This is a genomic window from Amphibacillus sp. Q70 (genome assembly GCF_052055485.1).
In the GTDB taxonomy this organism is placed as follows: Bacteria; Bacillota; Bacilli; order Bacillales; family Amphibacillaceae; genus Amphibacillus.
Window position 1 is genome coordinate 1,804,547 of the sequence record NZ_CP197171.1, and the last position, 22,097, is coordinate 1,826,643.

The following is a 22,097-nucleotide window of genomic DNA, read 5'->3' on the forward strand; positions in this document are numbered from 1 at the left end:
AGCTTATAGAGAGTTAACTTTTAAAAATCTCTGTTGTTAAAAAAACTATTATTTAGGGAGGGGAAAAGATGAAACATAAAACTTTTATTGTAGCTTGTAATGCTGGTGTTGCAACATCTCAGACAATAGCCAGTAAGATTCAAGGTTTATTGAACGAGAAAGGAATAGATAATGTTTCCGTTGAAGCTGTTGATATTAAATCATTAGACATGTATTTAAGAAATGCTTCTGCATATATCGCTGTCATAACACCTGACAAAGACTATGATTTGCCTGTAATTAACGGACTTTCATTTTTAACGGGGACTAATCAAGAGGAAGAATTAAACAAATTAATTAAAATTGCTATCGAAAAATAAGTATGAACATTTTCATCGCTACTTCTGACGAGAATAGGCAGAATATTTTGAAGACAATTCAAACAAGTATTGTACTTCCAGTAATGAGGATCCGATTGATTATCAAACAAACTTGAAGCAGCCTGATTGTATTTTAAACAATGACATTAAATTTACGAGCCCTTTTTCCTTTAGAATTTTAAAGATGGAAAAGAACTTATTGACAAATCACAGACAGTGTAAAACAAATATTATTTTCAAACCAAAAAGGAGTGAATAGTTGTGGGAATACTTTCAAATGTATTTGATTATATTTTAAATGATTTGGGTTCAATAGTCTTTTTACCTATCTTGATGCTCTTTTTAGGCTTACTCGTTGGTATGAGGGTTTCTAAATCACTCTCTTCTGCTGTAACCTTCGGAGTAGCTTTAGCAGGAATGTCACTTATTGTAGAGTATATGACAGGGGCTATAGGCCCTGCAGCAGAACAAATGACTAAGTTTTTAGGAACGGATTTTTCTATTATTGATGGGGGTTGGATTACTCTAGCTTCAATTACTTGGTCTTGGCCATATGCTTTTATACTTTTCCCAATTCAATTAATTATAAATGCCATTATGTTTATAACGAAAAAAACAAACACTATAAATGTTGACTTATGGAATGTTTGGGGGAAAATCTTTCAGACAATAGTAATAGCAGCAATAACAGGGAGTATTTTATTAGGCTTAGCAGTAGCCGTTATTCGAATAATAGCAGAATTGATAATGGGTGATGCTTTACAAGCCAGAATTCAAGAAAAAACCGGAATACCAGGTGTTACAGCTCCACATAGCTTATTTTTATTTGGTTCTGTTTTATATCCTCTAGAGATACTATTAAGAAAAGTTCGTTTATTTAGTAAGCATACATTTGATGCACAATGGTTGAAAAATAAAATCGGCATTTTTTCAGAGAATCATATAATGGGGTTCATAATGGGATTTATATTTGGTTTATTAGCAAGATACAATATAGCTGACACTCTAACCTTGGCTTTTATTAGTGCAACGGCGATGACTCTCCTACCGATGGTAACAAGAATTTTTATGCAGGCATTATCACCCATATCAGATGCTTGTAGTACCTTTATGAGGAAAAGGCTAAAAGATGATAAAAGAGAACTAAATGTAGGATTGGACACACCATTTCTTTTGGGTAACTCAGAGATTTGGGTAGCTGCTATGATATCAGTTCCTTTTACTCTTATTTGGGCAGTCATTTTGCCTTGGAATAATATATTACCATTTGCTGGAGTCGTAAACTTAGCTTTAGCTCAAGCTGCTTTTTATGTTTGTAATGGAAACCTTGTAAGAATGTTGATTTTGATGATAGGTTTTGGCTCCCCAGTGTTCTTGTTATGTGGAACTGCTGTTGCTCCAATGATTTCGGATTTAGCTATTCAAAACGGAATTATAAACCAGGGGACATTGATTTCTAATTCTGCACTTGATGCACCAGTATTTACCTATGCGTTCTCTTTTATATGGAGCGGTAAAGTGATACTGCCAGCTATTATTGGTGGATACTGGATTTTTGGATACGTGATGATGATAAAAGATTTAAAAAAAGCATATTCACAAAATGAAAAAATATTGTCTAAATCCAAAGTTTCCGCATAAAAATTCTCGTCAATAATTTTTAAATGGATTACCTTCGAAAGTTATTGAAAGATAAATACATTTTGCTATTTTAGGAGGAATTTTTAATGAGAAGAGATTATGAAATAAAGAAAGAGATTGTTGATACTGCACACATGATGAATACTAAAGGACTTGTGGGAACCTATGAAGGTAATATTTCTGTTAAGCATAAAGATAGATTGTTTCTTACTCCTAGTGGGCATAGTAAAGAACTATTAACAGAAGGCCAAATAATTGTAACAGATATGAAAGGTGAATTATTAGAAGGTCAATTAAAGCCAACTTCTGAAAATCCAATGCATATCAAATGTTATGAATTAAGACCTGATATTAATGCTGTAGTTCATTGCCATGCTCCATATTCTACTGCTTATGCTCAAGCTGGGATTAAATTAGAAACGAATGTTAGCCCAGAATTTCTTCTTTTGTTTGGTGATATTCCAATAATTCCCTACGGAACACCAGGCACTTCTAACATTGTTAAAGGAATCGAAGAGTATATTCAAGATTATGATGTTTTTCTTTTAGAAAAACATGGAGTGTTAGCCGTAGGTGAAACAGCATTAGAAGCCTTCTCAAAAACAATGTCCTTAGAAATGTTAGCACAGACTGAGGTTATTAGAAAAATAATTACAGGTGGAAAATCTAATCCACTTACTGAAAAGGAATGCAGGATATTATTGGAGAAAGGGAGATCCAATCATGGAGTGAAAAGCTAACATATATAGTTTAATTTACAAAAACTCTAATCTCCAAAAGTTAGTTAAACTCTAACTTTTGGAGACATATGTACAAAATAAATTATTTGAATTAAAATTTTATTAACCTAATATAGAGTGAAAAGCATACTATTAGGAGTAGGCTGGCAACTCAGTAGGAAACTTTATGTATCGTAGAAGCCATGAAGAATACTAGTTACAAATCCAAGTTCGGACGTTGCTAAGTTATTCACTTCTATACATGAAGGATTAATGGTGTACTTGAAAGAAATGAGCTTTCTGTCAAATGGTTATGATATTATAAATATCCAAATCAAAATGCGGCTGGGACAAAAGTAAATTGAGTCGTTTAAAAAGCGAATGATATTCAAGTAAATTGAATAAATCATTCGCTTTTTATAAGTTAACTTTTACTCCCTAAAATTTAGAGTGTCTAATCGTTCCGAAAAGCAACGGGTTCGCTTTTCGCGGAGATTGAGGTCTACAGGACGTGACGAACTAAACCTGCCTTCAGCTAACCTGAGTAGCAAAGGTTACTCCTCAAGTAGACCTTCAGCTCATCCTCGAAAATAAAAGGCAATTTTCTTCGTGCGATGTATTGCTGACGAAGCTTTCTTTGTCCTATTCCTGCAGAAGTCTTCCCCGTTGCTTATCTTCACTTAGACGAGTCGTTCTTATCGAATAAGTAAACTTAACAGAGCAAAACCCTAAGGGCAAATTGATTTTATAAGCTATTGAAAGTCAACAATTATTAAAGTGAAAGTCGCTATTTAGCAGATGAGATATGTGTAAACTCCCGTGGGAAAAGCGTGAGATTGAGATCCACTTTGACAAGTGCTTTTTGCTTGGCAAAGTTAGCTCAAGCTACGCCCACAGGAAAGTGGAACCTATCTCATCTGTGGCTATTTCCTCTATATCCATATCGTGTTTGTTCGTATCTAGAATAAACCGTTTTGTTTTGTCCCAAGCTCATTTTGATTGTACTACTCATGAATAGAAATGGTGAACTTGGACTCTATCCTGTCATGATTTTTTCAATACTTCAATAAAACCCGTGCATTTTCTACTTGCATACGTTAACATATAAGAAAATATAAAAGACAGAGGTGTTAGTGGATGCAAAAGTTGGTCTATTTTGTTGGCGTGGCAGGTACAGGAAAGACAACAGTAGCAGAAAAAGTTGCTGAGGAGATTCCTTGTGCGTTTTTAGATCGCGATACAGTAGGAGGTCGTTTTGTTGAACGATTTCTTGAGCTTCAAGGATTAGAAAAGGATGACCGCGATTCGGATTTTTATAACGAAAATTTACGTGATCTAGAATATGATACAGCAAAAGATATTTGTATTGAAAATCTTCGTGTTGGACAAAATGTATTTATGATTTCACCTTTTACTTCTGAGTTGAAAAGTCAACAGTACCTTGATGAATTATTGAATGAAGCGGGAAAAACAAGGGATGAAGTCGAGATTAAGGTCATTGTCGTTACGCTTCAAGATATTGAACAGCAGCGGAAACGCATTGAAAAGCGAGGTCTCGAAAAGGATACATGGAAACTCGTTCATTGGGATAGCTATGAAAACCGGGTTAATTTTATCCCGGAGATTAATTGGAATGTCCCAGAAGATCATATTCATATCTTTGATAATTCAGGTACTTTAACAGAAGAGAAAATAGCTGACTTAATTGCCTATATAAAAGAATAAGTAATATATTTACTCCTTTTTCAATGAATATATTAGATATATTGCATTTTATATAGCATACTCATATAATGTACAAATGATGGAGTAATGTTATTTAAAAAAAGTTCATGAAAAGTCAGAACAATAACCAGATAAGGGGAGTGCAAAAACGGTGACTTTAGCAAATTTAAACCGTGAAGATTTACAGGAATACTCAATGATTGAATTAGCAATAATCGTTCTGGAAAATAAAAAAAAGGCTTTAAATTATAAGGAAATCTTCGATCAAATATCTGAAATGAAGGATTTTTCACAGACAGAGCAAAATGATTATCTGGCACAATTTTATACGGATCTCAATCTAGATGGACGATTTTTAACCCTGGGTGCGGGAGAATGGGGTTTGAAAAAATGGTATTCTGTTGATCAAATTGATGAAGTCATTAAGGTTGAAACGACGCCGAAAAAACGTAAAAAGAAGAAGAAAAAGGTAAAGAAAGAAGAGTTAGAGCCATCAATTGATGATCAAGATGAGGATTTAACAGAGATTCCACTAGACTTTGTTGAAGCTGCTTATAAAAATGATGAAGATGAGGAAGATACCATTACTCTTGAAGATGAAGACCTTATTGAAGATGAGGACTTTGATGATGAATACGGAGATGAAGAAGAAGAGGACGAGGATGAAGAAGATGGTGAGGATGAAATCGGTCAGAAGTAATTTGTTACTTTTCACATTTCCTGTTTCTCTTTAATTGAGTCCGTTAAAATAAATTAACTGCTTGACTTTTTTAAGTTCAATGCGTAATATTTTATTTGGGCTCTACAAAAAGAATTGTTATTTATGCGTCCCCCTAAATATAGGGGGGCGCTTTTGTATTTTAAATACAAAAAGAGCAGCCAAATGATGAATATAGATAGGTCATGCTTGGACAATCTACAAGCAGATGATAAATAATTTAGCAGAGGGAGCAGGATAAATTATGGCAAAATATATATTTGTAACCGGTGGGGTTGTATCGTCAATAGGTAAGGGCATTGCAGCAGCATCATTAGGGCGTTTGTTGAAGAATCGTGGTTTAAATGTAACGATTCAAAAATTTGATCCTTATATTAACGTTGATCCAGGCACAATGAGTCCATATCAACATGGTGAAGTTTTTGTAACAGATGATGGTGCAGAAACAGACTTAGATCTTGGACACTATGAACGTTTTATTGATATAAATTTATCTAAATACTCTAATATTACAACGGGTAAAATTTATTCAACAGTGATTAAAAAAGAACGTCGCGGCGATTATGGTGGAGCAACTGTACAGGTAATCCCACACATTACCAATGAAATTAAGAAAAAAGTTTTTCAATCAGCTGAACATAGTCAAGCAGATGTTGTCATTACAGAAATTGGCGGGACAGTTGGAGATATAGAGTCATTACCATTCCTAGAAGCGATTCGTCAAATAAAAAATGAGATTGGCAAGGAAAATGTAATGTATATCCATACGACACTCGTACCATATATTAAAGCAGCTGGTGAATTAAAAACAAAACCAACCCAACATAGTGTAAAGGAATTACGATCACTAGGTATTCAACCAGATGTAATTATTTTGCGTTCTGAAATGCCGGTTAACAAAGAAATGAAAGAAAAAATTGCTCTATTTTGTGATATTAAAGAGCAGAATGTCATTGAATCAACGGATGCAGAGACCATCTATCATATCCCACTTTCTTTACAAGCACAGGAACTGGATCGAATTACCTGTGATCACTTCGGCTTAGCATGTCCTGAACCAGATATGCTGGAATGGGAGAGACTAGCTGAGACAGTTAAGAACTTATCGAAAAAGAAAACAATTGGTTTAGTCGGAAAATATATTGAATTACCAGATGCCTATATTTCTGTTGTGGAAGCACTAAAACATGCTGGTTACCCATATGATGTAGATGTTGAAGTGAAATGGATCAATTCAGAAGAGATCAATAACGAGAATGTTGCTGAATATTTGGCAGATGTTGATGGCATTATTGTTCCGGGTGGATTTGGTGATCGTGGAATTGAAGGTAAAATTAGTGCGATTCGTTATGCTCGTGAAGAAAAAGTACCATTCTTCGGTATTTGCCTAGGAATGCAGCTTGCAGCCATTGAATTTGCTCGAAATGTCCTTCATTTACCTGACGCTCATTCAACTGAAATTCAGCCAAATACTTCTGTTCCTATTATTGATTTATCAGCAGATAAAAAGGATCTTGAAGATTTGGGTGGTACCCTAAGACTTGGTCTTTATCCATGTCAGTTGAAAGAGGGTTCAAAAGTAAAAGCAGCTTATGATCAGGCAGATCTTATCCATGAACGCCATCGCCATCGTTATGAATTTAATAATAAATACCGTGAAGCCTTAGAAGCCAAAGGATTAATTTTCTCAGGGACAAGTCCAGATGGTAACTTAGTTGAAGTCATTGAATTAGCGGATCATCCATGGTTTGTTGCTACACAGTTCCATCCTGAATTTAAGTCACGTCCAACAAAACCGCAACAATTATTCTCAGGATTCATTGAGGCGACTATTCAATAATTTTAACTTGTTCAATGGTACAGGAAGGGCTTCGTCAGTGAGATAACACACGAAGGAAATGAACTTATATTTTCATGAAGACACCTATCGCCATAACTGATAGCATTAAGGTAAGAAAAAACGTCTCGATGCTTTTGTAAAAACAGATCAGATAAACGACATATTTTTTAAAAAAAGTGATGAATCTATCATAAATGATGATTCATCACTTTTATTTTTTATCATTTAATCCAGTCAATTGAAGGATAATGTTAAATCAAGTTAGAATATATTATAAACAGAGGCTTTTTTTTGAATAAAAAAAAGTGTTCGAATAAAAGAGCTCTCCTATCAGTCGAAATTTAATTAGTTAATTTGTGATAAAGTAGCATATCAGCTATGAAGAGGATATAAGCAATACAAATGATTGGTTAGAACAAAGCAAATTAAAGGATTTCTAGATTTGAGATTACATGATGGGGGTATAGAAATGAATCAAAAAATTTTAATTGTTGATGACCAGCGAGGTATTCGATTTTTGTTAGAAGAAATTATCCGGAGTGAGGGTTATCAAGTAAAAAGTTGTGAAAGTGGTAGGCAGGCACTTGAAGAAATCGAGCAGGATGAACCCGATCTATTAATTATTGATTACCAATTACCGATTGAAAATGGAGCAGAAATTATCACAAAGCTTGAAAGAAAAGGCTATTCTATACCTGTAATTTTGATGAGCGGTCTGATTGAAGAGGTCAAAAAGGAAACAGCAGAACTTCAATCGGTCAAAGCTTACTTTTCTAAACCGTTTGATATTATCAAAGCTAAAGAACAAATAAACAATCTGTTAAATGGGTGAAAAATGACATAATATAACTTTTTATAACATTTTATTATTGAACTGATCACAAATTTTAATTATTTGTTAAATAATTTTGTTGTAACCGCTTACAAATGGTAAGTTATGTTGCACCTATCCACTGAAATTGGTATGCTATTAATGTATCCAATCAACTAATAATTTGACTGGTTATACGAGTGTGTTCAATTTTTTTGAACGAGCTCTATACTTACAACTAAATATTTATATCTTAAGGAGGAACTATTCATGCCATTAGTATCAATGACAAAAATGCTACAAGATGCAAAAGCAGGTGGCTATGCTGTGGGACAATTTAATATTAACAATTTAGAATATGTCCAAGCAATTTTACAAGCTGCTGAAGAAGAGAAAGCCCCAGCTATCCTAGGTGTTTCTGAAGGTGCAGGACGCTATATGGGTGGTTATGGTGTAGTTGTTGCAATGGTTAAAGCGGTAATGGAAGCACAAGGTACAACTGTTCCAATTGCTATTCACTTAGACCATGGTTCAAGCTTTGATGAGTGTGCAAAAGCCATTCATGCTGGTTTCACATCAGTCATGATTGATGCTTCACATGATCCATTTGAAGAAAATATTGCCATAACATCTAAAGTTGTTGAGCTTGCTCATTTACATGGAGTATCTGTAGAAGCTGAACTTGGAACTGTTGGGGGCCAAGAGGATGATGTGGTAGGTGACATCATCTATGCAGATCCAAAAGAATGTCAAGAGCTTGTTAATCGTACTGGAATCGATACATTAGCACCAGCTCTTGGTTCTGTACATGGACCATACAAAGGTGAACCTAACCTTGGTTTCAAAGAAATGGAGGAAATTGGTGCTGCAACAGGTCTACCATTAGTCCTTCATGGAGGAACTGGTATTCCATTAAAAGATATTCAAAAAGCGATTTCTTTTGGAACATCAAAAATTAATGTAAACACTGAAAACCAAATTCAACAAACTAAAAGGGTACGTGAAGTGCTAGATGCAAACCCTGATATGATTGACCCACGTAAATACCTAGGGCCATCTCGTGATGCAATTAAAGAATCAGTCATTGATAAAATGCGTGAATTCGGTTCTTCTAATAAAGCATAAAGGAAACTCTCGGTCGATAGGAAGAGTTTTGCTATGTTAAACCGGCTTTTTAGTTAGTTTAAACAAAAAGTGGGTATAGATGGAGTTGTTGTAAAAGTTTGATACTTTTGCAACGACTCTTTTTAATGATTTACTTCAAATATTTCTTTTATTTGCGTTCAATATTTAAAGAATGTGATAAAAGTTCTCCACTATCTCCATGTATTTAAACCTACACTTAAAGAAATCCGTAACAAAATACTGAAATTTACAAATAATTTTTTGCCAAGATGTGTAGTGTAAAATATCTATAGCAACTGTGGGTTCATTGATAAAATCTCATAGGCTTCGATAGACTTGAAAAACCGATTATTTCACGTTAAATAGTGAATCCGTTTGTTTTCCTATCCTTTGAATGTTAAAATATTAGCCACCTCGAATCAGTTTTTTTAGCAAAGTTTTATTTTCCTAAAGTGAAACAAAAAAATTCCTTAAAAATGGTTATTCATACTTTTAGAGTAGCTAGAAAGCTAAAATCTCTGTATAATGTAAATAAAGCAAAGAATATTAGCTTATTTAACAAAAAGGTTCCAAAATAATGGACTCATTTAAGTTATGTTAAATCAAAAAAGTCACAATCAAAAAGCGCATTAAAGCAGCAGGAACGTATAAACTATATTAAAAGAGAATTGACGACAATTATTAAAAAGTGAGGATATTAAAATGCAAAAATTATTTGTCGAAGGTGGTACGCGTTTAAAAGGAACGGTGAAAATAGGGGGAGCAAAAAACAGTGCCGTTGCTTTATTACCAGCAACTATTTTGGCTGACTCTGAAGTTATTATTGAAGGATTACCGGACATTTCTGATGTTGTTATTTTAAGTGAATTACTTGAAGAGATCGGTGGTACAGCCAAACGAGATCAAGGTACTGTACATATCGATCCAACTAAAATGACCTCTATGCCATTACCAAATGGAAAAGTGAAAAAACTTCGAGCATCCTATTATTTTATGGGAGCTATGCTTGGTCGTTTTAAACGTGCGGTAATTGGTCTTCCGGGTGGCTGCCATATTGGTCCACGTCCAATTGACCAACATATTAAAGGTTTTGAAGCACTTGGTGCAGAGGTTACAAATGAGCAAGGAGCCATTTATCTTCGAGCAGAGGAGTTAACAGGGGCAAGAATATATCTTGATGTGGTAAGTGTTGGTGCAACGATTAATATCATGCTTGCTGCAGTTAGAGCAAAAGGAAAGACCGTCATTGAAAATGCTGCCCGTGAGCCTGAAATCATTGATGTAGCCACACTACTCACAAGTATGGGAGCTAAAATTAAAGGAGCGGGTACGGACGTTATTCGAATTGAAGGTGTTGAAACGTTATCTGGCTGTACTCATACAATTATACCTGATCGAATTGAAGCAGGGACTTATACCATTATGGCTGCTGCCCAAGGTGATGATGTTTTAATTGATAATGTTATTCCGCAGCATTTAGAACCTTTATTAGCCAAACTCCGTGAGATGGGTGTTGACATTGAAGAAGGTGAAGAGCATTTACGAGTGAGACGATCAGATGAGACTACAGCTGTTGATATTAAAACGCTTGTTCATCCAGGTTTTCCAACGGATTTACAACAACCATTTACAACCTTATTAACAAAAGCAGAAGGAACGTCGATAGTGACAGATACGATTTATACAGCACGATTTAAACATATAGATGAGCTTAGACGGATGAATGCCGAGATCAAAGTGGAAGGGTCAAGTGCGATCGTATATGGACCGAGCCAGCTTCAAGGAGCTAGGGTTTGTGCATCGGATTTACGTGCAGGTGCAGCTTTAATCATCGCTGGTCTTATTGCAGATGGAATTACTGAAATCACCGGAATAGAACATATTGAACGCGGCTATGAACAAATAACTGATAAATTAACCAACTTAGGCGCAAAAATATGGAAAGAAGAAATGACTGAAGAGGAAATGGCCCAAATTCAAAACTAATGAATGGATGCGGACACAAGTCCTAAAGTGTGTTCGCATCACCTATTTATTTACTCAAACTAAAAATAAACCAATTTTTAGTAAATCACTTTTTTTAAGTCCAAAATCTGCTGAAAACCTCCGAGAGATTCATAAATAACTATTAATTTCCTATTAAATTTCACAAACTAGTTGAATAATTTCCAGAAAAGGAGTACGATAAAAATACCTGCTATGTACTTCTGGAAAATACACTCAAAACGATCTTCTGACTTAATAAATCCCAATTTTCAAAAGTATAAAATAAATCAATAGAATAGGTGTGATGACTACGTGTCTGAAGTAACAATTTCACAATTAGAGGAATTGACCCTAAAAGATCTCTATGCAAAAGCAAGAGAGTTTAAGGTGTCTTACTATGCAAAATTAACAAAACGAGAACTTATTTTTTCGATCTTAAAGGCACAAGCTGAAAAAAGTGGTTATCTATTTATGGATGGTGTGTTAGAAATCATTCCATCTGAGGGGTTTGGTTTCCTCAGACCAATTAATTACTCTCCTAGCGCGGAAGATATCTATATTTCTGCCTCCCAAATTAGACGCTTTGATCTCAGAAATGGAGATAAAGTATCTGGGAAAGTTCGCCCACCTAAAGAAAATGAGCGCTATTACGGCTTACTCCATGTTGATGCAGTAAATGGAGAAGACCCAGAGTTTGCTAAAGAACGTGTACATTTTCCAGCTTTAACACCGCTTTATCCGGATCGAATGATGAAACTTGAGGCAGAACCTACAGGCATTTCAACACGAATAATGGATATAACAACACCGGTTGGCTTTGGACAGCGTGGTTTGATTGTTGCCCCTCCAAAGGCAGGGAAAACAATGCTGCTAACTGAAATCGCCAATAGTATTACTGAAAACCATCCAGATGTAAAACTGATCATTTTACTAGTAGATGAACGACCAGAAGAAGTGACAGATATCGAACGTCATGTTCATTCAGAAGTAGACGTTGTCAGTTCAACTTTTGATGAAGTACCTGAAAATCATATTAAAGTATCTGAGCTTGTCTTAGAACGAGCAATGCGTTTAGTTGAACATAAAAAAGATGTTGTTGTTCTAATGGATAGTATTACGCGGTTAGCAAGAGCTTATAACTTAGTGATTCCACCTAGTGGACGAACTCTATCAGGTGGGATTGATCCTGCTGCTTTCCATCGTCCTAAACGATTTTTTGGTGCAGCACGAAATATTGAAGAAGGCGGGAGCTTTACTATCCTTGCCACAGCCTTGATTGAAACAGGATCGAGAATGGATGACGTTATTTATGAGGAGTTTAAAGGAACAGGTAATATGGAGTTACACCTTGACCGGCAGCTTGCACAACGCCGCATTTTCCCAGCTCTTGATCTTTTACGCTCAGGAACGCGAAAAGAAGAATTATTGATCACAAAGGAAAAGTTAGATATGATTTGGTCAATTAGAAAAGGGATTCAAGATTCGCCTGATTTTGTAGAACGCTTTTTAAGAAAAATTCGCTCAACCAAAACAAATGACGAATTCTATCAACAACTCATTGACGAAATGAAACGTAAGAAAATGTCACGTGAATAATATTTTATTAAAAAAGCTCCCCATCCCTTTAGCGGATTGGGGATTTTTTCATGTTGAAAGGATAATAGTCCAGCAAGAAACTCATTTAAAAAAGCTGAAACGTTAATAAGCCTTTATATCAAAAAACAGCATTTTTTAATCGATAGGATTGTTGTTTGAGAGAAGGGAAATGATTATAATTAACGGATAGGCAACAGAATTATCCCAATTAAGGAGTATTTTTAATGGAAAAATGGAAAGTATTAAATAGCCAATATATCTACAAAACGCCATATGGAAATTTACGGAGAGATAAATGCCAATTAGAAAACGGGGTGATCATTGAAGAATATAATGTCCATGAATATGTTGATTGGATCAATGCAGTAATTGTCACAGAGGATCACAAAATAATTTTGATCAGGCAGTACAGACATGGAGCTAAAGATTTCTTTTATGAAATTCCGGCGGGAAGTCGTGAACCAGGAGAGACGAATATAGAAGCGATTGAACGAGAGGTACTAGAAGAAACAGGCTATCAATCAGAAACCCCTTTAATTGATTTAGGTGAATTTTTTGTCAATCCTGCATTACAAAATAATAAAGTCATCAGTTATTTAATGCTAAATGCTAAAGCCGTTTCAGAGCAAAATTTAGATGAAACAGAACAAATAGAAGTCTTTAAATATAGTCTGAATGAAATAAAAGAAATGATCAAGACCAAAGAAATTAGTCAAATGTTTTCCATACAAGCAATTTTATTAGCGGAAAAATATATTGAATCGTCAGAAGATTAGTTTTCTTACCTTTACTTCGAAAAAAGTTGTTGTTTATATGTGGACAAGTTATAATGTAGGCAATTAAAAGAAAGGAGTTTTTCAATGAAATATCAGTCCCCAAAGCAAACCATCCGACTACTTCAACTCGAGGCGCTCATCCCTCGCCTTAAGCAAACACATCCGAATTAGCAGAAGTTAAGTCAACAACTAGGACAAGATTTAGCTGGTTATCTCGGTGAAAAGAAGTTACGCTATCATTTAGAATTTACCCGAATAAAAAAAGGACATCACCTCACAGGGCTTCGATTCGAGGGCAGCACATACTACACCCAAATTGATCATTTGATTATTACACCCATGACAGTATTTATTATTGAAGGTAAGAATCGGAAGGGTCTCATTTCACAAAATCAACATAGACAATATATACAACAATACGAACAAACAAAAGTTGTATTTGAAAATCCAGAAAATCAAGCTAAAATTCAAAAAAGGCAATTAAGCTATATTTTAAGACAACATGATTTCCCTACGATTCCAATCATATCCCTCGTCGCTTTTCCACACGATACGGTTCAACTCGATCAATCCATAACGTCACCAGATGTTATGGTCGCTCAAGACATTTCATTTTATATCAATCATTACCTTGACAAACAACACCAACGCTATTTTAACGATCAGCAAATGAATCAATTAAAAAAACTATTAATCACACTTCACAGACCTCTTCAAACGAATATCATTAAAGAATTTAAAATTGAAAATAGCGATCTGAATCCGGGTGTCCTTTGCACAACATGTAGAAGGGTATACGTGCAACGTCATTACGTCACGTGGATCTGTCCGAAATGCCAGAAATCTGATCCACTTGCACATATTCAAGCATTACGAGACTACGCTTATTTATTTGAGCCAACAATAAATAACCGAACAGCCCGCTGGTGGTTGGGCATTACATGTCCGAGTTTGTCCCGCCGTATCCTAGCTAAATTTCCAATTGTCAAGCCGGTAGGTAAGAAAGCCACTTCATATGACTTATCTTCCCTAATTAATAGCTGATCATTTGTGGGATTACAATCAAGTTTTCCGAAATACAATCAAGTTAACGAAAATACAATCAACTTTTCCGAAATACAATCAAGTTAACGAAAATACAATCAAGTTTTCCGAAATGCAGTCAAGTTCGAGAAAATACAATCAAGTTTTCCGAAATACAGTCAAGTCAGCGAAAATACAATCAAGTTTTGTCAAGTCCAAAATCTTGTGTAATAACCTATAGCTATCTCTGTAGTTACTTGAGAGGGGGGTAGCTTTTCCTGTCCTCGCCATGGCGAGGTCAGGAAAAGCGTTACATTTAATTCTCCCCCGGGGCATAGTCTCTTAAAAATTTTCGCTTCGTCTTCTGAAATCCTTCGTGGATATCCATCAAAACGGCACCGATAAGTCGGACAGCTGAATCTATATTCGGAAAGATCCCAATGACTCTTTCCCTACGCCGTATTTCTCTATTGACTCGCTCTAAACTGTTTGTCGTCCTTAGAGAGACATGATAGCCCGTGGGTTCTTGGATGAATTGTAGGGCATCATCAAAACCGGCTTCTAACTTCTCGATGACCGCTGTGTACTTCGGATTTCCCTCGACTGTCTTTATAAAGTTTGTCTTCAATTCTCTGGCATGGGCCAGGGTATCGGCATAAAAGATTTGTTTTAAGGCTGTCCGTTCAGCTTGACTGTTTTTCTTCGGCATCACATCCGTTAGATTGCGTAAGAAATGGGTGGTACAACGCTGCCATGGACAGTTCAAAAAGTCTTCTTTAATCGCTGCTTTCAATCCAGAATGCGCATCAGAGATGATGAGCTTGGGTTTCTTCAAACCACGCGCTCGTAAGTCCTGAAAGAAGCTTGTCCAAGCTGCCTTTGATTCCTCTTCTGAAACCATAAATCCAATAATCTCACGTCTATTCTCTGACGTCACCCCTTGCGCAATATAGACACCTTTAGATACCACACGATGATTCTCTCGCACTTTAATATACATGGCATCGACATAAACATAGGCATAGTATTTATGGTGAAGGGCGCGCTCTCTAAACGATGCCACCTCAGGATCTAGACGTTTGAGAATATCAGAAGCAAATGAACGAGAGACGCCTTCCCCACAGAGGGTCTCAACAATTTTAGTGACCTTTCGGGTCGATACACCACTCACGACAGATTCCACTAATGTCAGAACAAGCGATTGATCCATACGTTGATACTTCTCGAATAACTTTGTTGAAAAGGCACCAGAGCGTGTCCGAGGGACTTTCAGCGTGATTCGCCCGATAGGTAGTTTATAATCTCTTTCGTAATAGCCATTCCGCATGTCTTGGCGAAGTGCATGGCGTTCTCGTGAGTCGGCTTGGACATAGGCATCACGCTCCGCCTCCATGTAGGCATTAAATACAGCGACTGCCAGTCCTTTAGTTGCCGAATTTAAGTTGCTCGATAAAATTTCCTCTGTTAATTTGTCCATATCTAGGGTAAAATTTAATTGAGTCATTTCAGTTCTCTCCTTTTCAATGGTTGGTTGGTAACTACATTGTACTATAGGAGAGCTGATTTGGCTCTTTTTCTTTATTACACAATTATATAGCCTTAATCTCAAGTTTCCCGAAATACAGTCAAGTTCGAGAAAATGCAATCAACTTTGCTGAAATGCAATCAAGTTAGCGAAAATGCAATCAAGTTTCCCGAAATACAGTCAAGTCAGCGAAAATGCAATCAACTTTTCCGAAATGCAGTCAAGTCAGCGAAAATGCAATCAACTCCAAAGAAATGTAATCAAGTTAATTGATTTTTAAACAATTTCCATAGTACGGCCTCTTTTTGGATTAATTTTACTAATTTCACATCTATAGCGATAAAATTTTCATCACTTTGAATCTTAGCAAAATTGAAATTATTTGTTTCATTTATGATAAAATAAGTTATAGTATAGAAGTGTGAGCGTTATTTAATCTAAAGTAATATAATAAAATCATATAAAGGGTAGGGGTATGCTAGATGTCGGATTCAATAAGGTTAGTGGAGATTAACGATAATAATTGGAATCATTTTACTTCTATGTATCCTGGTGATGAAGGGGCTAATTATATAGCTTCGAATAGCTATTCATTAGTTCAAGCTTATTTTGAAAAAACTTGGTTAGTAAAGGGAATCTCATCTGATTCTATTCCAATTGGTTTCACTATGTATGGTTTAGATAAGAAAACAAATAGATACGAATTATGTCGCTTGATGATTGATTATAAATTCCAAGAACAAGGATTTGGTCAAAAGGTACTCCCAATTATTATTGATGAAATGTTCAATAATTGGAATCCAGAAAAAATATACTTAAGTACTAATCCGAAAAATACAAGAGCTATTAAGCTATATGAAAAACTTGGTTTCGTAAAAACTGATGAAATGGTTGATGGAGAAGTTTTATTTTACCTAGCCAAATAAAACATTGGGGAGAATAAAATGGTTAAAATTTGTGAAATGAAAAGAGATTCACAAAAATATAATACTAATTTAACTATGATAAACTACGAAAGTTCTTACTATGACTTATATAAACATACTTGTTGTTATTCTTATTATGAAGTAAGCATGCAAAATAATATTGATCCTTTTGATTTTTACTCAAATGACAAACTATTAGAAAAAGCAGGCGGGATTTTTATGCTTATAAAAAATAATGAATTAATAGGTGCTGTAGAGATAGACAAACAAGAGATAACACATTTATTTGTTAATAATAAATTCAAAAAAAGAGGCTATGGAAAAAGGCTTCTTGAATTTGCTGTTAATCATATTTATGAAGAGGGTTATAATGAGGACATTTTGTTTGTAGTTGACACAAATACTATTGCAAAGCATTTATATCTAAAAAATAACTTTGTTATTCAAAGTGTTTTTCATGAAGAATGGTAAATATGTAATACTAAATGTAGTTTAATGTAAAATCACGTACCCAAGGTCAATTTATTTTAGCAAACACTCCTGTATATGGAAAGGATAATTGTCTCCCTTCTATTATACATATACCTTCTACCTTTACTTAAAAGAAATAAGCGTAAGGATTTAATCATAGTTTTTTGTATAAAAAGGATCGTGTTAAAGTTAACCGAAGGTACTTTTTCTATGGTGTGTTATTTCGGATTACAATTAACTCCAACGACATGTAATCAAGTTAATTGCTTTTTAACCAATTTCCATAGTACAGCCTCTTTTTAGCTTAATTTTGCTAATTTCATATCTATAGCGATAAAATTTTCATCACTTGCTATTGCATTGTTTATACGACACTGTTATAATCTTTAGGTATGCAAAAGAGCAGTTTGGAGCAGTTTAACCCGCTGTTGTAAGCTAGCTAAAATTAACTCTGTTTCTTAAAGATTCAGGGCAAAAGGAGTTGGAAAGACATGAAAAAAGATCTTCATCCAGAATACCAAAAAGTTGTATTTCTTGATACGAGTTCTGACTACAAATTCTTAAGCGGATCAACAAAAACATCTGATGAAACAATTGAGTGGGAAGATGGGAATACTTATCCATTAATCCGTGTTGAGATCAGTTCAGACTCTCACCCGTTCTACACAGGTAAACAAAAAGCTGATAAAGCTGGTGGCCGTGTGGATCGCTTTAAGAAAAAATATAAACTTAACTAAGCGAAACTTTTTAGTTAACATTGGGACAGCCATTCTGAAACTTGGAGTGGCTGTCTTAACTAACCTTACATATCGGACAGGCAATGATTAGACAAAAGCCTGTTTTTTTAATGTGAAATAAGCAATCATTTTTCATCATGAATTGAAGAATAAGAAATGCGTATTATATAAGGAGGTCGGTATCATGCAGATCATGAAGCAAAATGGTTGGATTGAATTTATTTGTGGCAGCATGTTTTCAGGGAAATCTGAAGAACTGATCAGGCGAATTCGTCGTGCAAAATATGGTAATTTAAAAGTTTGTGTTTTTAAGCCTGCAATCGATAATCGCTATTCAGAGGAAACTGTTGTTTCTCATAATGGAAATTCAATCAAAGCATATGCGGTTACATCTGTTTCAGACATTGTTGATAAAATTGATGCGGATTTAGACGTCATCGGCATTGATGAAGTACAGTTTTTTAATGAAGAAATCATTGATACAATTAGTCAATTGGCTGATCAAGGGTTTCGAGTGATTGTTGCGGGACTTGATACAAACTTTAGAGGGGAACCATTTGGAGTTGTGCCAGAGTTAATGGCTCTCAGTGAATCGGTGACTAAATTAAATGCTATTTGCCCAAGATGTGGCTCACCAGCAAGTCGAACACAACGATTAATTAATGGAGAGCCCGCTTCATATGATGACCCAATTATTCTGGTAGGAGCTTCTGAATCATACGAACCTCGTTGTCGTCATTGTCATCAAGTTCCGAACAAACCCGACTATAAGTATAAAATTAAAAAGATCACTAAATAATAACAAGGCAACTGACATTTGGCTCCCATTTAAATAGCTAACAATCAGTTGCTTTTTAATTTTGTACGATCAGAATTTATCGGTAATAGCATAAGTAAAACAAAGGTTTCACCAGAAAAAGTTAATCCAGTCCACCAGCTTTTTCTAAACATAGATAACAGAGGCTTATCAATCAACTTTGACGTGCTCATTACCACTGTTATATAATAAAGTGTACGATTTGAATATAAAGAGGTGGAATCCATGTTTGATAAATTAGTTACCCTAGAAGAACGTTATGAAAAGTTAAATGAGCTATTAAGTGATCCAGAAGTAATTAGTGATCCGAATAAACTACGTGAATATTCAAAAGAACAGTCTGATTTAGAAGATGTTGTACAAACCTATCGTGAATATAAAGATATTAGCGAGCAATTAGAAGAGGCACAGGAGATGCTTGAAGAGGAAGCAGATTCGGAAATGAAGGAAATGATTCAATTAGAGCTTGAAGAACTTGAACCACAAATTCCTGAATTAGAAGAAAAACTAAAAATTCTTCTTTTACCCAAGGATCCAAATGATGATAAAAACGTTATTATGGAAATTCGTGGTGCAGCTGGTGGAGATGAAGCCGCTCTTTTTGCAGGTGACTTATTTAGAATGTATCATCGATTTGCAGAAGCAGAGGGCTGGAAGGTTGATATTATGGAAGCCAATTCCACTGGTGTTGGCGGTTACAAGGAAATTATCTTTATGATTAATGGTCGAGGGGCTTATTCCAAATTAAAATATGAAAATGGTGCCCACCGTGTCCAACGTGTACCAGAAACTGAATCTGGCGGGCGAATCCACACATCGACTGCAACAGTTGTTGCTTTACCAGAAGCAGAGGACGTTGAAGTGGATATTCATGAAAAAGATATTCGAATCGATACATTTGCTTCAAGCGGCCCTGGCGGACAAAGTGTTAACACGACTATGTCAGCAGTTCGCTTAACGCATGAACCGACAGGTGTTGTTGTTTCTATGCAAGATGAAAAATCGCAAATCAAAAATAAAGAGAAAGCAATGAAAATTCTTCGAGCCCGAATTTATGATATGTATCAACAGGAAGCACAAGCGGAGTATGATCAAAATCGTAAATCAGCAGTAGGTACAGGTGACCGTTCTGAACGAATTAGAACGTATAACTTCCCACAAAACCGAGTCACAGACCACCGCATCGGTTTAACCATTCAAAAGCTCGATCAAATTCTTGAAGGCAAACTTGAAGAGATTATTGCTGCACTTGTTATGGAAGAACAAGCTCATAAAATGGAACATATAGGTGATTAACATGCATGAAACAATACAGGAAGTCCTCAATCGGGCTTCTCTTTTTTTACAAAAGCATAAACGTGAGCCAAAAGTAGCGGAAATCCTCTTGCTTCATCATACTGGCTTTTCAAAAATAGATTTATTAATGAATCTTAGAACCCCGATTGAAAATCAGGTACTAGTGAGATTTGAAGCTGACTTGAAAATGCACGTAGAAACAGGTAAGCCTGTTCAACATCTAACGGGTATGGAACAGTTTTATGGACGACCCTTTATCGTAAATAAACATGTTCTTATTCCACGTCCAGAAACAGAAGAACTTGTCCAATTGATCTTAAGGCAAACCAAAAGTCTACCGCGTCCGCTTAATATCATAGATATTGGAACTGGCAGCGGTGTGATTCCAATTACACTTAAACTAGAGGATCCAAGTTTAACAATAGAAGCAAGTGATGTTTCAGATCAAGCGCTAGCCGTTGCAACTCAAAATGCAGACAAATTACAAGCTCATATTCATTTTCACCAAAGTGATTTTCTACAAAAATGGCTGGGTACAAGTAAACGATTTGATTTAATTGTTTCAAATCCACCTTACATTGCAAGACGAGATCAGGCTTCACTATCAGACACAGTTAAACATTTTGATCCCGAGCTTGCCCTTTTTGCTGATCATGATGGTTTAGCCGCTTATCAACAGATTATTAAAGAAGCTAAGTCACTGCTAGCAACCGATGGATATCTTGTTTTTGAGATTGGCTATCAACAAGGATCAGCAGTTCGTAAACTCATTCAAACTACTTTTCCACACAGCTCAGTTGAAATCATTAAAGATATTAATCAAAAAGATCGGATTATTTTTGCAAAATGCTAGTTTAAAAGATTTCCTTCTCGGTGATACTGAACTTATCAACAGTTCGTGAGAGGGGAACTAGAAATGATCAAGTTATTCCAAACAATTGTGACGCTAATGTTATTACTAACCAATCAGCTATCCATTCCCAGCGAAGCAGAGCATTATCAAGTGATTCCTGATGATGCGATTAGATTGCGGATTCTTGCCGAAAGCGATGATCCAAATGATCAAACAGTTAAACATGCTGTTCGTGATGCTGTGAACCAAGAGATTACCGAATGGGTGGAAACTTTAACAGATATTGAGCAGGCAAGAGAACTGATTCAAGAGCGTTTGCCCCAAATTGAGCAGATTGTTGCACAGACCTTGCAAGATTATGATCAGACGATAGAGTTTCAAGTTGATTATGATAGTCAAGTACAGTTCCCAGCTAAATTATATGATCGTTACGTTTATCCAGCTGGAGAATATGAGGCGATTTTAATTACGTTAGGTGAGGGAAAAGGGTCAAATTGGTGGTGTGTTTTATTCCCGCCCTTATGTTTTCTAGATTTCTCCTCGGGGACAACGGTATCGGATGATGACCCAGAGCAAGAAGTGGTCAATGAAGACGAGGACGAAGAGCCAAAAGTTTCTTTCTTTTTTCTCGAATGGTTTCGATAATCTATCATAGCACTCGTTTATCTTTCATAGACTATATTAAAATTCTATGAAAGGAAGCGATTAGATGTTTTTAACTCAATTAAAGACGGAAGAAGAACTAGCTGATTTGCCTTTTAGCCATCTTATCAAAGCGGATCAGACGGAAAGTACGACCTATTTAATTAAAGATTCTCAGCAAACTATTGGCTTTATTCACTTAAACATAGTCGAACAGCAAATATTTAAATTAGAGAAGTTTGTTATCTATAAACCCAACCAGTCTGAACAAATTATTGAGATTTTCTATCACATACTGGAAATGGTTAAAAAAAAGGGTGCCCATCATTTATTAATCGAGACAGAACAAGAAGCATTAATTGAACTATTAAACTGGCTGGGATTTAAACGATGGCCAGAAACATTAAATACTTTTGGCTACACTTATGGATAACCACTAACTTATGTCCCTGTCATCAAATGGAATCGGAAACCTGTAGGCTCTTTTTTATCACTCGAAATAAATATGCTA

Annotated in this window: 20 protein-coding genes and 1 pseudogene; 20 read left to right on the forward strand and 1 reads right to left on the reverse strand. The window is 35.5% G+C overall.

Annotated features, from left to right (window positions below; genetic code table 11):
• Positions 1–68: 68 nt before the first annotated feature.
• The 12 genes and pseudogenes from ACS127_RS08025 to ACS127_RS08080 form a co-directional block, all read left to right on the forward strand.
• Positions 69–359 (forward strand): PTS sugar transporter subunit IIB, encoded by a 291-nt coding sequence (locus tag ACS127_RS08025; RefSeq protein WP_440897900.1) that lies wholly within the window; start codon positions 69–71, stop codon positions 357–359.
• Positions 360–620: 261 nt separating this feature from the next.
• Positions 621–2,000, forward strand: coding sequence for a PTS galactitol transporter subunit IIC (locus tag ACS127_RS08030; protein WP_440897902.1), 1,380 nt, complete (start codon positions 621–623; stop codon positions 1,998–2,000).
• A gap of 86 nt (positions 2,001–2,086) precedes the next feature.
• Positions 2,087–2,740 carry a class II aldolase/adducin family protein gene (locus tag ACS127_RS08035; RefSeq protein WP_440897903.1) on the forward strand — a complete coding sequence of 218 codons (654 nt, stop codon included), beginning with the start codon at positions 2,087–2,089 and terminating at the stop codon, positions 2,738–2,740.
• Between the two features lie 1,116 nt (positions 2,741–3,856).
• Positions 3,857–4,444: an AAA family ATPase gene (locus ACS127_RS08040; protein WP_440897904.1), complete on the forward strand. Its 588-nt coding sequence runs from the start codon at positions 3,857–3,859 to the stop codon at positions 4,442–4,444.
• 151 nt (positions 4,445–4,595) lie between these two features.
• A complete protein-coding gene (rpoE, locus tag ACS127_RS08045) occupies positions 4,596–5,144 on the forward strand; it encodes a DNA-directed RNA polymerase subunit delta (protein ID WP_440897905.1) in 549 nt (182 codons plus the stop codon).
• Positions 5,145–5,406: 262 nt separating this feature from the next.
• Positions 5,407–7,002: a CTP synthase gene (locus ACS127_RS08050; protein ID WP_440897906.1), complete on the forward strand. Its 1,596-nt coding sequence runs from the start codon at positions 5,407–5,409 to the stop codon at positions 7,000–7,002.
• Between the two features lie 469 nt (positions 7,003–7,471).
• Complete coding sequence (locus ACS127_RS08055) at positions 7,472–7,834, forward strand: response regulator (RefSeq protein WP_440897907.1); 363 nt, start codon at positions 7,472–7,474, stop codon at positions 7,832–7,834.
• A 249-nt stretch (positions 7,835–8,083) separates the two neighbouring features.
• On the forward strand, positions 8,084–8,938 hold the full coding sequence (locus ACS127_RS08060) for a class II fructose-bisphosphate aldolase (RefSeq protein ID WP_440897908.1): 855 nt from the start codon (positions 8,084–8,086) through the stop codon (positions 8,936–8,938).
• A 702-nt stretch (positions 8,939–9,640) separates the two neighbouring features.
• Positions 9,641–10,924 (forward strand): UDP-N-acetylglucosamine 1-carboxyvinyltransferase, encoded by a 1,284-nt coding sequence (locus tag ACS127_RS08065; RefSeq protein ID WP_440897909.1) that lies wholly within the window; start codon positions 9,641–9,643, stop codon positions 10,922–10,924.
• A gap of 312 nt (positions 10,925–11,236) precedes the next feature.
• The gene (rho, locus tag ACS127_RS08070; RefSeq protein WP_440897910.1) at positions 11,237–12,520 is read left to right on the forward strand and encodes a transcription termination factor Rho; all 1,284 of its coding nucleotides are present in this window, start codon (positions 11,237–11,239) and stop codon (positions 12,518–12,520) included.
• Positions 12,521–12,744: 224 nt separating this feature from the next.
• Positions 12,745–13,296, forward strand: a complete 552-nt coding sequence (locus ACS127_RS08075) for an NUDIX hydrolase (RefSeq protein WP_440897911.1) — start codon at positions 12,745–12,747, stop codon at positions 13,294–13,296.
• Between the two features lie 219 nt (positions 13,297–13,515).
• A pseudogene (locus ACS127_RS08080) lies at positions 13,516–14,340 on the forward strand (nuclease-related domain-containing protein); the annotation flags it as partial.
• Between the two features lie 295 nt (positions 14,341–14,635).
• Here ACS127_RS08080 and ACS127_RS08085 read toward each other — a convergent pair.
• On the reverse strand, positions 14,636–15,823 hold the full coding sequence (locus tag ACS127_RS08085; RefSeq protein WP_440895396.1) for an IS256 family transposase: 1,188 nt from the start codon (positions 15,821–15,823) through the stop codon (positions 14,636–14,638).
• A gap of 503 nt (positions 15,824–16,326) precedes the next feature.
• Here ACS127_RS08085 and ACS127_RS08090 point away from each other — a divergent pair.
• The 8 genes from ACS127_RS08090 to ACS127_RS08125 all read left to right on the forward strand — a co-directional run bounded on the left by ACS127_RS08090 (position 16,327) and on the right by ACS127_RS08125 (position 22,019).
• Complete coding sequence (locus ACS127_RS08090; protein ID WP_440897912.1) at positions 16,327–16,770, forward strand: GNAT family N-acetyltransferase; 444 nt, start codon at positions 16,327–16,329, stop codon at positions 16,768–16,770.
• An 18-nt stretch (positions 16,771–16,788) separates the two neighbouring features.
• The gene (locus ACS127_RS08095) at positions 16,789–17,241 is read left to right on the forward strand and encodes a GNAT family N-acetyltransferase (RefSeq protein WP_440897913.1); all 453 of its coding nucleotides are present in this window, start codon (positions 16,789–16,791) and stop codon (positions 17,239–17,241) included.
• A gap of 491 nt (positions 17,242–17,732) precedes the next feature.
• On the forward strand, positions 17,733–17,978 hold the full coding sequence (locus ACS127_RS08100; protein WP_440897914.1) for a type B 50S ribosomal protein L31: 246 nt from the start codon (positions 17,733–17,735) through the stop codon (positions 17,976–17,978).
• A 184-nt stretch (positions 17,979–18,162) separates the two neighbouring features.
• On the forward strand, positions 18,163–18,777 hold the full coding sequence (locus ACS127_RS08105; protein WP_440897915.1) for a thymidine kinase: 615 nt from the start codon (positions 18,163–18,165) through the stop codon (positions 18,775–18,777).
• A gap of 243 nt (positions 18,778–19,020) precedes the next feature.
• Positions 19,021–20,091: a peptide chain release factor 1 gene (gene prfA, locus ACS127_RS08110; protein WP_440897916.1), complete on the forward strand. Its 1,071-nt coding sequence runs from the start codon at positions 19,021–19,023 to the stop codon at positions 20,089–20,091.
• A 1-nt stretch (position 20,092) separates the two neighbouring features.
• Positions 20,093–20,944 carry a peptide chain release factor N(5)-glutamine methyltransferase gene (gene prmC / locus ACS127_RS08115; RefSeq protein WP_440897917.1) on the forward strand — a complete coding sequence of 284 codons (852 nt, stop codon included), beginning with the start codon at positions 20,093–20,095 and terminating at the stop codon, positions 20,942–20,944.
• Between the two features lie 63 nt (positions 20,945–21,007).
• Positions 21,008–21,589 (forward strand): stage II sporulation protein R, encoded by a 582-nt coding sequence (spoIIR, locus tag ACS127_RS08120; protein ID WP_440897918.1) that lies wholly within the window; start codon positions 21,008–21,010, stop codon positions 21,587–21,589.
• Positions 21,590–21,653: 64 nt separating this feature from the next.
• A complete protein-coding gene (locus ACS127_RS08125) occupies positions 21,654–22,019 on the forward strand; it encodes a hypothetical protein (RefSeq protein WP_440897919.1) in 366 nt (121 codons plus the stop codon).
• Positions 22,020–22,097: the final 78 nt, after the last annotated feature.

What these genes read in the sequence shown, in the direction of transcription:
- ACS127_RS08090 (WP_440897912.1), top strand. Translation starts at nt 16,327, where the DNA reads ATGTCGGATTCAATAAGGTTAGTGGAGATTAACGATAATAATTGGAAT.
- ACS127_RS08025 (WP_440897900.1), top strand. Translation starts at nt 69, where the DNA reads ATGAAACATAAAACTTTTATTGTAGCTTGTAATGCTGGTGTTGCAACA.
- ACS127_RS08095 (WP_440897913.1), top strand. Translation starts at nt 16,789, where the DNA reads ATGGTTAAAATTTGTGAAATGAAAAGAGATTCACAAAAATATAATACT.
- ACS127_RS08100 (WP_440897914.1), top strand. Translation starts at nt 17,733, where the DNA reads ATGAAAAAAGATCTTCATCCAGAATACCAAAAAGTTGTATTTCTTGAT.
- ACS127_RS08040 (WP_440897904.1), top strand. Translation starts at nt 3,857, where the DNA reads ATGCAAAAGTTGGTCTATTTTGTTGGCGTGGCAGGTACAGGAAAGACA.
- ACS127_RS08075 (WP_440897911.1), top strand. Translation starts at nt 12,745, where the DNA reads ATGGAAAAATGGAAAGTATTAAATAGCCAATATATCTACAAAACGCCA.
- ACS127_RS08085 (WP_440895396.1), bottom strand. Translation starts at nt 15,823, where the DNA reads ATGACTCAATTAAATTTTACCCTAGATATGGACAAATTAACAGAGGAA.
- ACS127_RS08050 (WP_440897906.1), top strand. Translation starts at nt 5,407, where the DNA reads ATGGCAAAATATATATTTGTAACCGGTGGGGTTGTATCGTCAATAGGT.
- ACS127_RS08055 (WP_440897907.1), top strand. Translation starts at nt 7,472, where the DNA reads ATGAATCAAAAAATTTTAATTGTTGATGACCAGCGAGGTATTCGATTT.
- ACS127_RS08035 (WP_440897903.1), top strand. Translation starts at nt 2,087, where the DNA reads ATGAGAAGAGATTATGAAATAAAGAAAGAGATTGTTGATACTGCACAC.
- spoIIR (WP_440897918.1), top strand. Translation starts at nt 21,008, where the DNA reads ATGATCAAGTTATTCCAAACAATTGTGACGCTAATGTTATTACTAACC.
- ACS127_RS08125 (WP_440897919.1), top strand. Translation starts at nt 21,654, where the DNA reads ATGTTTTTAACTCAATTAAAGACGGAAGAAGAACTAGCTGATTTGCCT.
- ACS127_RS08065 (WP_440897909.1), top strand. Translation starts at nt 9,641, where the DNA reads ATGCAAAAATTATTTGTCGAAGGTGGTACGCGTTTAAAAGGAACGGTG.
- prmC (WP_440897917.1), top strand. Translation starts at nt 20,093, where the DNA reads ATGCATGAAACAATACAGGAAGTCCTCAATCGGGCTTCTCTTTTTTTA.
- ACS127_RS08060 (WP_440897908.1), top strand. Translation starts at nt 8,084, where the DNA reads ATGCCATTAGTATCAATGACAAAAATGCTACAAGATGCAAAAGCAGGT.
- ACS127_RS08105 (WP_440897915.1), top strand. Translation starts at nt 18,163, where the DNA reads ATGCAGATCATGAAGCAAAATGGTTGGATTGAATTTATTTGTGGCAGC.
- prfA (WP_440897916.1), top strand. Translation starts at nt 19,021, where the DNA reads ATGTTTGATAAATTAGTTACCCTAGAAGAACGTTATGAAAAGTTAAAT.